Source organism: Pedobacter terrae (genome assembly GCF_900100705.1).
In the GTDB taxonomy this organism is placed as follows: Bacteria; Bacteroidota; Bacteroidia; order Sphingobacteriales; family Sphingobacteriaceae; genus Pedobacter; species Pedobacter terrae.
The window spans coordinates 182,929-198,435 of record NZ_FNCH01000007.1; the positions used below are offsets into that span (position 1 = coordinate 182,929).

General features: G+C 38.6%; 9 protein-coding genes. 6 read left to right on the plus strand and 3 right to left on the minus strand.

The window, feature by feature from the left end; translation table 11 throughout:
- Nucleotides 1-125 precede the first annotated feature (125 nt).
- The 3 genes from BLR60_RS11160 to BLR60_RS11170 all read left to right on the plus strand — a co-directional run bounded on the left by BLR60_RS11160 (nucleotide 126) and on the right by BLR60_RS11170 (nucleotide 4,950).
- Complete coding sequence (locus tag BLR60_RS11160; RefSeq protein WP_090499746.1) at nucleotides 126-1,538, plus strand: glycogen synthase; 1,413 nt, start codon at nucleotides 126-128, stop codon at nucleotides 1,536-1,538.
- Nucleotides 1,539-1,546: 8 nt separating this feature from the next.
- A complete protein-coding gene (locus BLR60_RS11165) occupies nucleotides 1,547-2,815 on the plus strand; it encodes a glucose-1-phosphate adenylyltransferase (RefSeq protein WP_090499749.1) in 1,269 nt (422 codons plus the stop codon).
- Between the two features lie 350 nt (nucleotides 2,816-3,165).
- A complete protein-coding gene (locus BLR60_RS11170) occupies nucleotides 3,166-4,950 on the plus strand; it encodes a glycoside hydrolase family 15 protein (protein ID WP_090499751.1) in 1,785 nt (594 codons plus the stop codon).
- 533 nt (nucleotides 4,951-5,483) lie between these two features.
- Here BLR60_RS11170 and BLR60_RS11175 read toward each other — a convergent pair.
- The 3 genes from BLR60_RS11175 to BLR60_RS11185 form a co-directional block, all read right to left on the minus strand.
- Nucleotides 5,484-7,673 carry a bifunctional alpha,alpha-trehalose-phosphate synthase (UDP-forming)/trehalose-phosphatase gene (locus BLR60_RS11175; RefSeq protein WP_090499753.1) on the minus strand — a complete coding sequence of 730 codons (2,190 nt, stop codon included), beginning with the start codon at nucleotides 7,671-7,673 and terminating at the stop codon, nucleotides 5,484-5,486.
- Between the two features lie 83 nt (nucleotides 7,674-7,756).
- Nucleotides 7,757-9,112 (minus strand): sensor histidine kinase, encoded by a 1,356-nt coding sequence (locus BLR60_RS11180; RefSeq protein ID WP_090499755.1) that lies wholly within the window; start codon nucleotides 9,110-9,112, stop codon nucleotides 7,757-7,759.
- A 68-nt stretch (nucleotides 9,113-9,180) separates the two neighbouring features.
- Nucleotides 9,181-10,551 carry a sigma-54-dependent transcriptional regulator gene (locus BLR60_RS11185; RefSeq protein ID WP_090499757.1) on the minus strand — a complete coding sequence of 457 codons (1,371 nt, stop codon included), beginning with the start codon at nucleotides 10,549-10,551 and terminating at the stop codon, nucleotides 9,181-9,183.
- A 237-nt stretch (nucleotides 10,552-10,788) separates the two neighbouring features.
- Between BLR60_RS11185 and BLR60_RS11190 the strand changes: the two genes are divergently transcribed.
- The 3 genes from BLR60_RS11190 to BLR60_RS11205 all read left to right on the plus strand — a co-directional run bounded on the left by BLR60_RS11190 (nucleotide 10,789) and on the right by BLR60_RS11205 (nucleotide 15,488).
- A complete protein-coding gene (locus BLR60_RS11190) occupies nucleotides 10,789-12,033 on the plus strand; it encodes an efflux RND transporter periplasmic adaptor subunit (protein WP_090499760.1) in 1,245 nt (414 codons plus the stop codon).
- Nucleotides 12,034-12,177: 144 nt separating this feature from the next.
- Nucleotides 12,178-12,876, plus strand: coding sequence for an ABC transporter ATP-binding protein (locus BLR60_RS11200; RefSeq protein ID WP_090499764.1), 699 nt, complete (start codon nucleotides 12,178-12,180; stop codon nucleotides 12,874-12,876).
- 242 nt (nucleotides 12,877-13,118) lie between these two features.
- Entirely contained in the window at nucleotides 13,119-15,488 is a 2,370-nt protein-coding gene (locus BLR60_RS11205; RefSeq protein ID WP_090499766.1) for an ABC transporter permease, read from the plus strand.
- The last annotated feature ends 19 nt before the right edge of the window (nucleotides 15,489-15,507 follow it).

Consider the following 15,507-nt stretch of genomic DNA (forward strand, 5'->3'; position numbering starts at 1 on the left):
TCCACTTTGCTTTAGTCGAGATGAGGTTTTTTCCTTTAAAATAATCAACTAAAATTATAATTTACATTATTTGCAAAGCTTAAAACAATTAGTAACTTACTTGGGTTATCTACACCAAATAGTTGATGGAAATTATACATATAAGCGCCGAGTGTTACCCTGTTGCAAAAGTTGGTGGTTTAGCCGATGTAGTAGGGGCTTTACCAAAATATCAGAATAAACTAGGCCACATTGCCAAAGTGGTTGTGCCTGCCTACGATACCAAATTCATCCGCGAAAGCGAATTTGAAGTGACGTACGATGCATGGGCAAACTATGGGAATAACCACTTCCAGTACCGCATTTTAAAAGAAAAGACCAACAAACTCGGATTCGATTTATACCTGGTTCATATACAGGGTTTAACCGACCGCCCAAATGTTTATGGCTATGGCGATGATACCGAAAGATTCGTTGCTTTCCAAATTGCTACACTAGATTGGATTGTACAATGGGAACATCGTCCTGACGTAATTCATTGTCACGATCACCATACTGGTTTAATTCCTTTTATGGTTTCAAATAGTGTAAAATATAAGCCAATTAGTAGTGTGCCAACGGTTTTAACCATTCATAACGCACAATACCAGGGACAGTTTGGCTGGGATAAATTATACTATTTACCGGCATTCGATTTATGGAAGGGCGGTTTACTTGGCTGGGATGATGCGATAAACCCTTTGGCTTCGGCTATTAAGTGTGCCTGGAAAGTAACCACGGTATCGCCGACTTACCTGGAAGAAATGATGGGACAGGCCCGCGGACTGGAAAGTTTGTTGAGACAGGAGCTGTGGAAATCAGTTGGAATATTAAATGGAATTGATAACGAGGTCTGGAATCCAGAGACAGATCCGATGCTGAGCAAAGGTTACAATTTAAAAACGGTTGAAGCTGGAAAATTGGCAAACAAAAAAGCACTCTGTGATGTTTTTCAATTAGATTCATCTAAACCACTTTTTACTTTTATCGGAAGGTTGGTTGATGAAAAAGGTGCCGATATTTTACCCGACATTTTTTATACCGCTTTGCAACAGCATGGCGATAACATTAATGTTTTAGTTTTAGGCTCGGGAGATAGTTGGGTGGAAGGAAGGTTAAACCAGTTGAAGGATTTCTTTGGCGGTAGATACAATGCTTATATCGGTTATAACGAACAGGTTTCGCATCAAATGTATGCTGGTGCAGACTTCCTGATCATGCCATCAAGAGTGGAGCCTTGTGGATTGAACCAGTTATATGCCTTACGTTATGGCACTGTTCCGATTGTACGTAGGGTAGGTGGGCTGAGAGATACCGTAATCGATATTGGCGACAATGGTTTCGGGATCTGCCACGATCAAACGAGCATTTGGGATGTTACGCATTCCATTAACCGTGCAGTTGCATTTTACAATGATAAAAAAGCCTTTAAAGCTGTAAGAAAAACCATGATGAAAATTGATCATTCATGGGATAGGGCAGCCTTGAATTATATAGAATTATACCAAAATTTAAAATAAGCTTAAGCATGACTGACAAAGTTTTAGGCGTTATCCTTGGCGGTGGCCAGGGCTCTAGATTATCGCCACTAACACAAACACGTTCTAAACCGGCAGTTCCGATAGCTGGTAAATATCGTTTGGTAGACATTCCAATCTCGAACTGTCTCAACTCGGGTATCCATCGCATGTTTGTGTTAACGCAGTTTAATTCGGCGTCACTTAACAAACACATTAAAAATACCTATCATTTTAGTCATTTCAGTACGGCTTTTGTTGATATTTTGGCTGCTGAACAAACGGTGCAAAACTCTGGCTGGTTCCAGGGTACAGCAGATGCTGTCCGTCAGTGTATGCATCACATTGTTTCTCATGAGTTTGATTATATCTTAATCCTATCTGGCGATCAGCTTTACCAGATGGATTTTAAAGATATGATTGAGAAACACATCGAAGCCAATGCAGAAATTACCATTGCTACTATTCCGGTAACGGCAAAAGATGCAACTGATTTTGGTATTTTAAAGGCTGATGAGGAAAACATGATCACCTCTTTTATCGAAAAACCCAAAACAGGCTTGGAGGCTTGGGTTTCTGATACGGGTGAAGACATGCAGGGCGAAGGACGTAACTTTCTGGCATCGATGGGTATCTACGTTTTTAACCGCGATTACCTGATCAATATCTTAAATGATAACGAAGAGGAAAAGGATTTCGGTAAGGAAATTTTGCCGAGAGCCATTACTGAAAGTAGGGTTTTAAGTTATCAGTATGAAGGGTATTGGACTGACATCGGTAACATTTCATCTTTCTTTGAAGCCAATTTAGGCCTGACGGATGAAATACCTAAATTTAACATGTTTGATAGTAACCATGCTATTTTCACCAGAGCAAGGATGTTACCGCCATCAAAAATTTCAGGTACTACTTTAGATAAAACCATTATTGCCGAAGGCTGTATTATTCAGGCCAGCAGGGTAGAACATGCTGTTTTAGGAATCCGTTCGAGAATTGGAAAGGATACGGTAATTACCAATGCTTATATTATGGGTAGCGACAGGTACCAGACTTTGGAAGAGATACAGGAAGAAAACGATAAAGGGAATTCCTTGATCGGTATCGGCGACCGTTGTTTCATTAACAATGCCATCATCGATAAAAATTGTCGCATCGGAAATGATGTGAAAATTAATGGCGGCGACCATTTAGAAGATGGAGATTTTGAACTTTACGCTGTTAAAGATGGGATAGTGGTCATTAAAAAGGGAGCAGTGGTGCCCAGCGGTACAGTGATTTAGCAATATTGTTATTCTCGTGAAACGAAGAATCTTTCCAGACCTTACAGGTTTCTAAACCTGTAAGGTCTTTTCAGTTTTAATCCATACTTCTCTCCAGTTGCAGACCCCTTTGTTCACAAACCTGATCAAGCGAGCCCGGAGCGAGGTACGAGTAAGAACTTGCAGCGGTAGCAGGACTGCTGGCCGCCATCAGCACAAACCATACTTTTTCAAAAAAAACTGGCCTTTCGTTATATTAAATAGACTTCGCGTTTTCGAAAACCTGCGAGATTTAGAAGTTACAAGGTCTTTTTCTTTTTCTACCAACATTTTCCCCATAAGCTTGTTAGTACATAAACAAAAAATAGTTTATGACCGAAAAGCACCTTTATCAAACAGGAATTATAGGAAATTGCGCTTTCATTGCTCACGTAAATAAAAATACTAATATATCTTGGCTTTGCTGGCCGCGCTTTGATAGCCCTTTTGTATTTGGCAGTTTATTGGATGAGAAAAAAGGAGGCGAATTTTCAATCTTGCCTCAGGGCGAATTCACCTCTGATCAATATTACATCGAAAACACCAATGTTTTAAGGACAGAGATTACCGCTGAAGATGGAAAATACCGCATAACAGATTTTGCACCACGTTTTCATTTATACGATCGCTATTTTAAGCCGCTGATGTTTATCAGAAAGATCGAACCTTTGGAGGGCAATCCACGTATTACCATTAAGTGTGAGCCGGTTTGCGACTATGGAAAAAATAAAATGCGCTCAAGCAGGGGCAGCAATCACATTGATTATCTGGGTTGCGATGAAAATATCCGCTTAAGTACCAATGTATCGCTAACGTATATTTTTGACGAAAAAGCATTTGTACTGAATGAGCCTAAATATCTTATCATGACTTATGGGCAAAATTTAGAGGCTCCCATAGTTAGTACAGCAGAGAATTTTTTAAGAGAAACCGTTTCTTATTGGCGTTTATGGATTAAACATTCATCGATAGCAGGTTTTTACCAGCCATTTGTAATCAGATCGGCTTTGGTTCTAAAAATCCATCAATACGAAGATACAGGAGCTATTATAGCTGCAAGTACAACCAGTTTGCCAGAATCGCCAGGTAGTACACGAAACTGGGATTACCGCTATTGTTGGCTCCGCGATTCGCATTATGTGCTCACATCTTTAAATCATATTGGGCATTTTGAAGAAATGGAACGGCATTTTAATTACCTGTCTGATATTTCTCAGGCTGAAGATGTACGTTACCAGCCTTTGTATGGTATTGCAGGCGAAAGACAAATTACCGAACGTACGTTAGATCATTTGGAAGGTTACAAAGGCGAAAAGCCGATCAGGATAGGAAACCAAGCCTACGAACATATTCAAAATGATATTTATGGTCAGGTTTTAATCTCTATGTTACCCCTTTATACCGACCACCGTTTTGTTTTTTCTGAACGTGGAGATTCGGTAAAATGGATTGAAAGTGTACTTTCTAAAATTGAACGCACCATTGACGAAAAGGATGCCGGAATATGGGAGTTTAGAAATATTGCCAATGTACATTGTTATAGTAACCTGTTTCAATGGGCGGGCGCACAAGCCGCGCTAAAAATGGCCAAAACCATCGGTAATGAAGATTTCGAAAGGCGGGCAGAAATTCTAATTGAAAAGGCGGCAGCGCATATAGAAGCTTGTTATGATCCTGACCGGAAAGTATATACCAATGCAGTAGGAAGTCCACATTTGGATGCCAGCACTTTGCAACTGATTATGATGAATTACTTAGATCCGGCTTCTGACCGGGCAAAGGACCATTTAATCGCATTGGAAAAAGAATTGAAAACCGAAGATGGACTTTTCTATCGCTACTTACATGCTGATGATTTCGGTAAACCAAAAACCACGTTTTTAATCTGTGCTTTTTGGTACGTGGAAGCCTTGGCTTGTGTGGGTCGTACTGATGAAGCCATTAAGGAATTTGAAAACATCATTAAATACTGTAACCACCTGCTGTTATTTAGTGAAGACGTTGATGCTAAAACCGGCAGCCAATGGGGTAATTTCCCGCAAGCTTATAGCCATGTAGGTTTAATGAACGCGGCTTATCGTATTGCCATTAAACTGGACAGGCCGATATTTTTGTAATGAAGGTGGATTACAAATCCACAGCTTAGTGGTCGAGATTACAAATCTCGACCGGCTAAAAACACCAAAGCTTTGACAACTTTAACACGCACCACGCATATTAAGTTGTCAAAGTTTTTATAATAATAAAAAAGTCGTCATCTCGATCCGATAGCTATCGGATGAAACGCAGTGGAATGGAGAGATCTTTAGTGTAAATCAAGACCCTGGAACACCAGTTCGGAAGTTCAGGGTGGCGATCTCAGATATCGACCGAATTGCAGTCCGCTCGAAATGACGATTTATTTTGGTAAAAAAGAGTCTGTAGGGATATTGAACTTACTATTGGATTTCCTATAAAAAAATCGTCATCTCGATCCGATAGCTATCGGATGAAACGCAGTGGAATGGAGAGATCTTTAGTATAAATAAAGACCCTTAAACACCCGTCCGACTGGCCAGGCGGAAGTTCAGTGTTGACGATTTCTTTCGTAAGAAAAAGGTCTGTGCGGACACAGACCTTAGCATTGTTATATGAATTGGCGAGATATTTATTAACCCCGCTCTACAAATTCTTCTTTAACCAAACTCCAAAGCAGTTTTCTAACCTCTTTAAAATCATTCAGGTAATACTTTGCTTCCGAAATGTTATTACCGACTTTTATGGTAAAGGCATCATCTGGCAATACTTTGAAAATGTCTTCGTCGGTATGGTCGTCGCCTAATGCCAGAATGAAATCAGGGTTTTTATCGTATAACCAGTTTAATGCAGCTTTTCCTTTATTAACTTCTATATTCTTAAACTCAATTACTTTATTGCCTGGCATTAACTGCAGGCCTTTATCAGCAGCAAGGATTTTCATATGGCTAACAATTTCATTGGCCCTTAAATCACCTAATCCCTCTTCTGCTTTTCGGTAATGCCATACCAATGAATAACTTTTTTCTTCAATAAACGATCCTGGGGTACGATCGGTATAGGTTTCCAATAAAGCTTTTATTTCCAGTTTCCATTGATCGGTAAGTAGTGGCAGACTGTTCCATTTATCGCCGTAAGATTTTTGCCATGCGCCATGCTCAGCAATGAGGTCAACCTTTAAATGGCCAAACCATTGTTCCAGTGTTTCATGTCTCCTTCCGCTGATAATCACTACTTTGTTGGCATGATCAATGGTCAGGTTTTCAACTAAATCATAAAGTTCGTCATCAGGTGAGGCATCATCAATATTTCCGGTAAAATCTACCAGTGTGCCGTCGTAATCCAAAAATAAAACTCTATCGGTTGTTTTCGCATATTTCGCAGCAATTACTTCATTAATTGAATTTACTGCATGTTTGGTCAATAATGACTTTTGAGAATCTTTCACTTCGTTTAATCTTAAAATAAAATTGTTAACCCAATGTTTAACGTTAAATTTTTCTACTATTGCCCGCATGGCTGTCATGCGTAGCTGCTGCTCTTCCAAAGGCATTTTTAGTGCAGTTACAATGGCTTCCATAATGTCGCCCATATTATTCGGGTTAACAATTACAGCATCAGTTAATTCTTTGGAAGCGCCGGCCATTTCGCTTAAAATCAATACACCATCATTTCGGTTCCGGCTGGCCACATATTCTTTACTTACCAGATTCATTCCATCACGCATAGGCGTTACCAGGCAGATATCGGCAGTTGAATAAAGTGCAGAAAGTACTTCAATGGGAAAGGAGCGGTAAAAATAATTTACCGGAATCCAGTTCATGGAACGATACCTTGCATTTAAATTTCCAACAAACTGATCAATCTGATCTCTTAGTTCACTATATTGTGGTACAGTATCCCTTGAAGGAACCACAATCATGAAAAGTTCGATTTTGCCAATATATTCGGGATGATGTTGAAGCAATAATTCCATGGCTTTCAATCTTTCGAGTATGCCTTTACTATAATCTAAACGATCAATAGAAAGGATTACTTTCATATCTTCTTTCCCTGTCCTGAAATAATTGATTTCATTCTTTACTTTTTCTGTGGCTGGTAAGTCAGAAAATTTATCAAAATCAATCCCCATTGGAAAAGCTTCTACTACAATTTGCCTTTCGTGGCTATTGAGTACGTTAGATGACGATTGTACGGGAAGCAAACGTGTGGCTGTGCTGATAAAGTGACGCACATCATCGTAAGTGTGAAAACCGATTAAATCGGCACCTATAAGGCCATTTAACAATTCTTCCCGCCAAGGGATTAGCCTGAATATTTCGTATGATGGAAAGGGGATATGCTGAAAAAACCCAATGGTCGCATTTGGGAGTTTTTCTCTCAAAATACCTGGTAAAAGGAGCAGTTGATAGTCTTGAATCCAGATTTTATCTTTTCTGCCCAGTACCTGCATAGCGCTTTTTGCAAATTTCTCATTAACAGATTGGTAACAGTCCCAATAACTTTGTTCGTAATGAGCATAGGTAACGAGATAATGAAATACAGGCCATAATACCTCATTGGAAAAGCCCTCGTAATATAAGTTAATTTCGTTTTGGGTGAGGAAAACCGGAAAGAGGTTTAGTTCAGCAAGCTTTTGTGTAACTTCTTCCTGGCGTTCTTCAGGAACCTCGATTCCCGGCCATCCGATCCATATGGAATTGCCTGATTTGTATACGTCGCCAAGGCCGGTGGCAAGGCCACCCTCGCTGGGAATAAACGTATATTCGTTGTTCTCTTCAATGATTTTAACGGGGAGTCTGTTCGATATTATAACTGTCTTCATGCTCGTATTGATGTATCTACATCTTTAAAAGCATATCAAATTGGTTTTGTTTGAATTTTTAGTTCAAAAAAACATTTAAATGATTAAACATAATTAAATACCAGCGAAAAAGTTGTACTACTTTCAGGAGTAGAAACTACTTCGATACTGCCTCTGTGCATCTTCATAATGTTGCGGCTAATGGTTAATCCTATGCCCGATCCATTTTTCCTGGTGGTGTAAAATGGAACAAATATTTTTTCCAGATCAGTAGCATCTATGCCTCTTCCATTATCGGTAACATCTATATACAGTTTGGTGTTTTCTAAACGGTAATTGACGTTGATATAAGGCATTTCCTTATTTTCGACTGCATAAATACTGTTGGTGATGAGGTTGATCAATACTTGTTCTATTAATTTCAGATCTAATTGAATGGTGATTTTTGATGATGTCTGTTCCACATCCAGCACTACATTTTTTACTTTGGCAAATGGCTGCATTAGCACCTTAATGTGTTTCAATATTTCGCCAATGGTATGCGGTTCGAGGTTTGGTGTAGGGAGTTCGGCAATTAAGCGGTAATCTTTAACAAAATCCAATAAACCAGATGAACGCCTTTGAATGGTGTGCAGCGCTGTTCTAAGGTCATCCATTTCATCTTCTGTTAAATTCTCTTTATCGGTAACCATTTTATTGATCGTATCCGACAATGAGCTAATGGGTGTGATGGAATTTAAAATTTCGTGTGAAATAACGCCAACTAACCTGTTCCAGGCTTCTGTTTCTTTTTGCTCAATTTCATCCTTAATATTCTGGAAACTGATAATGAAATAGTTCTTCCCGTAAAGGTTTAAGGGAATTACTTCTGTAGATAACTGGATCAGCTTATCCTGGATTTTAAGTTCCAGAAACCGCTTTCCACCGGTTAAAATCTGTTCTATTTCGGTCCCGAATATGGGGAGATGCTGCTTTAACCGATGCCAATATTTATAGGCAGGTACGCCTAAAAGGTTAGAAGCCGCCTGATTAAAAAAGGCAATTTCATCATCTTTTTCTGCTGTTGTATTGCTTACTACTATCACACCAACCGGAACCTGCTCTAAAATGGTTTTGATCAGCTGAAACATGGCCTCCTGTTCCAACCTGATCTGTTTATGTACCAGTAAAATATCACCAAATGACTCATATAATTCCGGAAAACTGCCTTTAGTTGCCTTGTTTTTGAAGTTTAAGGTATGATCTCTTGTTTTTACGGCCAAAATGAATCGGTTAATATCCGATCGGATCTGATTGATATAGTAGTAAAGTGAAATGATGGTACCCATTAATATCAGTGCAACCCCGATAATAGTAAACCAGAGCTCCGTATTTTTGATGAGGTAAAACAATAGGTAGCCCAGCAGATTAATGATCAGCAGGCGGAATATTAAACGGAAGGTAAAGCGTTGGTAGAACATAATTTTTAAAGCTAAAAGCTTAAAGGTGAAAGACTAATGCTTTAAGCTTTGGTCTTTTAGCTTTCAGCTTAGATTCCAAATTTTTCAATTCTTCTATAAAGTGCCGCCCGGGTTAAACCCAGTTCTGCTGCGGCTTTTGATATATTGCCTTTGTGTTTATCAATGGCTTTCTGCACCATCATTTTTTCCATATCCTCCAGCGCCATTTCATCTGGTAAAGTGTTATTCTGTGCATAGCGTTGCGGACTTAACTGCAGATCATCTTCCGTAATATCAGCGCCGTCGCTCATAATAACTGCTCTTTCTAAAACGTGCTGTAGCTCGCGTACATTGCCCGGCCATTTATACTGCAACAATGCTTCCTGGACCTTATTACTTAGTTTTTGTATATTTTTATGGTATTTTGAACTAAAAACCTGCATAAAGTGGTTGGCTAATAGTAAAATATCTGTTCCACGTTGGCGTAAGGCTGGCAATAAAAGTTCTACGGTATTAATGCGGAACAATAAATCCTGCCTGAATGTGTTTTTCGCCGCCATTTCATTCAAAGGCATGTTTGTTGCCGTGATGAGACGTACATTCACCCTGCGCTCTTTACTCTCACCCAAACGGGTAACCGTACGGTTTTGTAAAACGCTTAACAATTTGGCCTGGAGCGGTAGTGTTAAATTTCCAATCTCATCTAAAAAAATTGTTCCGCCATCGGCTAGTTCAAAGCGGCCGGGTTTATCTTCTTTGGCATCGGTAAAAGCGCCTTTAGCATAACCAAATAATTCGCTCTCAAATAAATTTTCATTTAAAGCGCCTAAATCAACATGCATAAACACCTGGTTTTTCCTATGTGAGTTTCCGTGGATCTCATAGGCGAAAACCTGTTTCCCCGTTCCGTTTTCACCAAGGATCAATACATTGGCATCAGTAGGGGCTACTTTTAAGAGGGTATGTTGTAATTGCTTTATTTCATTTGCCTGGCCAACAATATTTTCGAAACCTCTGGTAAGGTCTTTTTGGAGCGATGAATGTATTTTTTCCAGCTTTTTTACCTTTTTGGTCGATTCGCGAAGTTTAGATGCGGATGAAATGGTAGCAAATAGTTTTTCATTTTCCCAGGGTTTAAGAATAAAATCGGTAGCTCCTTTTTTGATGGCTTTTACCGCCAGTTCAACATGACCAAAAGCAGTCATTAATATCACTACATAATCTTTATCAATTGATAAAATATGTTCTAACCAATACAGCCCTTCTCTGCCATCGCTGGCACCTTTCTGATAGTTCATGTCCAGCAGGATGATATCGATTTCATTTTTGCTCAATAAAACATTGATTTCTTTAGGCGATTTGCACGTAATTACCTGCTTTACCTGTTGTTTTAAAAACAAACGTGCACTGAGCAAGATATCGTCGTCATCATCAATAATTAAAACTGTGGCGTCTAGCATAACCTCTCTCTATTCATTTATATAAACTTATACTTTTTGCGAATCCTATTTCCAACGAATGGATGATAGGCGAGGCAAATTTAATAAAACTGTCCGCTCCCGCACACGGAGTGTACGATAATGAACATGTAAAAAATAATTAAGACATTAACTATTTGATTATTAGTTTATTACTTGTTTATTTTGCTTTTGGCATAGCCTTGGTTATTAGTCAAACAAAACAGTACAACCGAACACATGGATAAGAAAATAGAGAAAAAAAGATTTAGCACTAAAACCTTATTAATAATAGGTGGCGCAATTGCTTTTGTAGCAGTTGTAATTTATGGCTATACTTTATCCCTCAAAAAAGTTTATAGTGCCGATGCCGATAAATTAACCATTAGTAAAGTAGAATATGGCGATTTTGAAGATGTGGTACTGTTAAATGCCAGTGTAGTTCCCTTAACCTCAGTTATTGTCAGTTCATCAGAAGGTGGTACAGTTGCGGAGATTTTTACTGAAAATGGGGCATCTGTAGTGAAAGGTACACCGTTACTGCGGATCGCAAATTCAAATGCCATGTTGGGCTATACTTCACAACAAACAGCCGCTACCGAACAAATTAACCAATTGCGTAAATCGAGGTTAGATTTGGAACAGAATCAAAGAATCCTGAATCAGGATGTATTGGATGTAGAGAATAATTTGCGTACGGCAACCCGTCAATATCGGTTAGATAGTGCACTTTTTGCCAAAAAGGTGATTACGCTTCAGGAATTTAATAAATCGAACCAGGATTATGAATATTATCAAGGCAAATTGAAAATTGTACGTCAGGCCATTAAACAGGAAAACCAAAGCCGTAAAATGCAACTGGCTCAGATCGATCAATCGATGGGGCAGATGAACGAAAGTTTGGAGATGATCCGCAAGAACATCGAAAATATGACCATCAAAGCTCCCGTTTCCGGGAAACTCTCTTCTTACGATCCGGTAATCGGTAAATCGTACAATTCTAATGAAATGATCGGAAAGATAGACGTATTGCAAGGTTATAAACTTCAGGCAGGTGTGGATGAATATTACATTAATCGGGTAAAAGAAGGACAAACAGCTAACTGTGAATTTAATGGTAAAACTTATAACTTAACCGTAAGTAAAGTTATCCCTGAGGTTACAGCAGGGCAGTTCCAGGTAGAAATGGTGTTTAAAGGTGCGGCACCCGAAGGTTTACGCCGAGGATTATCATTGCAAACAAAATTAACTTTGTCTGATAATAGCAAGTCGTTGCTTCTTGCTCAAGGGCAGTTTTTCCAGAGTACAGGTGGCTCCTGGGTTTTTGTGGTAAACAATAGGAAAGCAACCAAGAAAAATGTTAAAATCGGTCGGAAAAATTATCTCTATTATGAAATATTAGATGGTTTGCAGAAGGGCGACGAGGTAATTACTTCATCCTATGATCAGTTTAACCAATACGATCAGGTGGAGATTAATAAATAGGATTAGCGTTTGGGGTTTGGGGTTTGGCGTTTGGAGTTTGGAGTTTGGAGTTTGGAGTTTGGAGCTTTTTAAAAAATGGGTTAAAATTAAACAAAAATACAATCAGATCTTGATACCTGATACTAAATACTTGATACTAGAATTATGATAAAAATAGAAAATCTGGAAAAAGTTTACAAAACGGAGGAAGTAGAAACTACTGCACTTAACGGAATTAACCTTCATGTTGCAGCAGGAGAGTTTGTTTCCATCATGGGCCCATCAGGCTGTGGGAAATCTACCTTGTTAAATGTAATGGGTTTATTAGATAAACCCGAAAGTGGAAGTTACAAATTTATAGATACGGAGCTTTTGACACTTAACGACAGAGAACGTTCAAATTTCCGTAAAAAAAATATGGGATTCGTTTTTCAGAATTTCAATCTGATCGATGAATTAACCGTTTTTGAAAACATTGAACTGCCCTTGATTTATAATAAGATCCCTGCTGCAGAACGTAAACAGTTGGTAAACGAAATTATTGAGCGAATGAATATTGTAAACCGGAGCGGACATTTTCCTCAACAGTTATCTGGCGGACAGCAGCAAAGAGTAGCGGTAGCAAGAGCGCTGGTAACCAAACCGAAACTGGTTCTGGCCGATGAGCCTACCGGAAACCTGGATAGCTCGCATGGTAACGAAGTAATGGAGTTGCTCTGCGAGCTGAATGAAACCGGAACTACTATTGTAATGGTTACACACTCCAGTCATGATGCCAGTTTTTCGAATAGAATCATCAACCTCAAAGATGGACATGTGATTTCCGAAAAGATTAACAAAAGCCGGAATGAAGAACTGATATAGAGGCTTAAGGTAAAAGGTTTAAGGCGTAGGGGTTAGTCCACCTTAAACCCTCAGCCCTAAAACTTATACCTGGTAAGAAAAGATTTTAGTTTAGTTAATAATAAGTCAGCCCAAAAATCTTCCCGGATGGGAAGATTTGGGATTGGCAACCATCAGGTAAAAGACTTAAAGGTAGATGGCGTATAGTTGATGCGCTCAAACCTTCCAAACTTTTAACCATCCAACCTTCAACCTTAACAAATATGTTCAAATTAAACCTGAAAATAGCCCTGCGCAACCTTTGGAAAAACAAAGGCTTCTCTCTGATCAATATAGGTGGCTTAGCCCTTGGTTTGGCCAGTTGTATGGTTTTATTGCTTTATGTAGCTTATGAATGGAGTTATGATAAGCAATTTTCTAATCACGATAAAACTTATGTGGTTTATCAAAACATGGAGGCAAGTGGTAAAACTTTTAGCTGGGCGTGGACACCTAATGTGATGGCTAAAGAAGTGCAGGAGAAAATCCCTGGTGTTAAGTATGCCTCCCACACAACCTATCCAAGAAAACAGTTAATTACTGTTGGCGATAATAAACTAAATAGTAGTGCCATATTTGCCGACCATAATTTCATTAAAATATTAGATTACAAATTTCTTGAAGGTAATCCGGCACAGGTTTTAAAAGATGTAAATACCATTATCCTGACCGAATCTTTTGCAAAAAAGTTATTTGGAAATGAAGATCCAATTAACAAAATGGTAAAGCTGGAAAATGAGGATGTATTAAAGGTTGAAGCTGTAATAGAAGATGTACCTGCAAATAGTAGTTTGGCTTTTGAGTGCATCATGCCTTGGGCATTGTTCGAAAAACGGGAAACCTGGGCCAAGGAGGGTAATTGGGGAAATAATATGTGTTTAACACTTGTTCAATTACAGGATAATAACTTTTTCTCTGCTGCAAATAATTTGATGCATGGTATTTACAAACGTAATCAGAAAGATAATTTGTCGGTTGCTTTGTTACATCCCTTAAACAAATGGCATCTGTACGACGACTTTGTGAACGGCAAATCGGTAGGTGGAAAAATAGATCAGCTTAGAATATTCTTATTGCTAGCCTTTTGCATTTTATTAATTGCCTGTGTAAATTTTATGAATTTATCTACAGCAAGGTCAGAGCGCAGGGCAAAAGAAGTTGGCGTTCGTAAAGCAATTGGGTCAACACGTAAATCGTTAATTAATCAGTTCTTTTTAGAATCACTCCTCATCACATTTATCTCTACAGTTTTAGCTTTTATCTTAATTGAAGTTAGTTTGCCATATTTTAACAGTTTGCTGGATATTAAACTATCAATAGATTATCACAATAGCTTGTTTTGGCTGACCTTATTCGGTCTAATGGTTTTAACAGGATTAATTGCTGGTAGCTATCCGGCACTTTATCTTTCTTCTTTTGAGCCTATTAAAGTTTTAAAAGGCTTCACCCTGAAAACAGATTCATCCACTTCGGTGAGGAAAGTATTAGTGGTTGGTCAATTTGTTTTTGCTGCAGCTTTAATTATTTGTACAGCAGTTATTTATCAGCAGCTTAACTACGTTAAAAACAAGCCTGTTGGTTACGATAAATCCAATTTAATTCAAATCGCTGTTGTAGGTAAAATAAATGATGCCGCTAAACTGGAGTTGCTTAAAACCCAGCTGCTGGCATCAGGCGCTGTAAGCAATGTTACTTCTTTCAGCACTGATTTTACTGAAGGTGGAGATAATACTACCAGTATAGATTGGGAAGGTAAAAACCCGAACGAGAATATTTCTTTTAACCATAGGGCAATAGGATATGATTTCGTTGAAACCATTGGTACAAAAATGATTAGTGGCAGGGAGTTTTCTGCTAAATTTCCGAATGACACAGCTAGCGTATTGTTAAATGAGGCGGCTGTGAGAATGATGGGGTTAAAGAATCCAATTGGGAAGGTAATTACTTTTTGGGGTAACAAACTAACTACTGTTGGCATAGTAAAAGATTTTGTAGTAGAAAGTGCTTACCAAAGAGTAGCCCCGATGATTTTTAGAAAAAGTGGAAATCATGATGCAAGGGTGATCATTGTACGTTTAAATCCAAATCAGAACATCAGTTCATCACTGTCTAAAATTGATGAATTAGTAAAGCAAATGGAACCTAATTATCCTGTCAACCGCAAATTTGTAAACGAATCTTTTGAAGTTAAATTTAAAAACGAAAAACTTTTAGGCTCACTTTCCAACTGGTTTGGCGGTTTCGCCATTTTCATTTCCTGTTTAGGCTTATTAGGCCTGGCACTTTTTATGGCCGAGCAACGCAAAAAGGAAATCAGTATCCGTAAGGTTTTAGGCGCCAGTACGGGCAATATCCTCGTATTGCTAAATAAAGATTTTATAAAGCTAGTGGCCATTGCCAATATCATCGCATTTCCTTTAGCCTATATCATTATCAATAAATGGCTTTCTGCTTTTGAGTATCGTGTGTCTATCTCGTTCATACCCTTTTTACTTGCCATCGTAATATCCGTTTTAATTGCAGTTTTAACGGTCAGTTTGCAATCGGTAAAAGTAGCGAAGGCCAATCCGATTGATGCATTGAAATATGAATAAAGGTCGGAAGGAAGAGGGT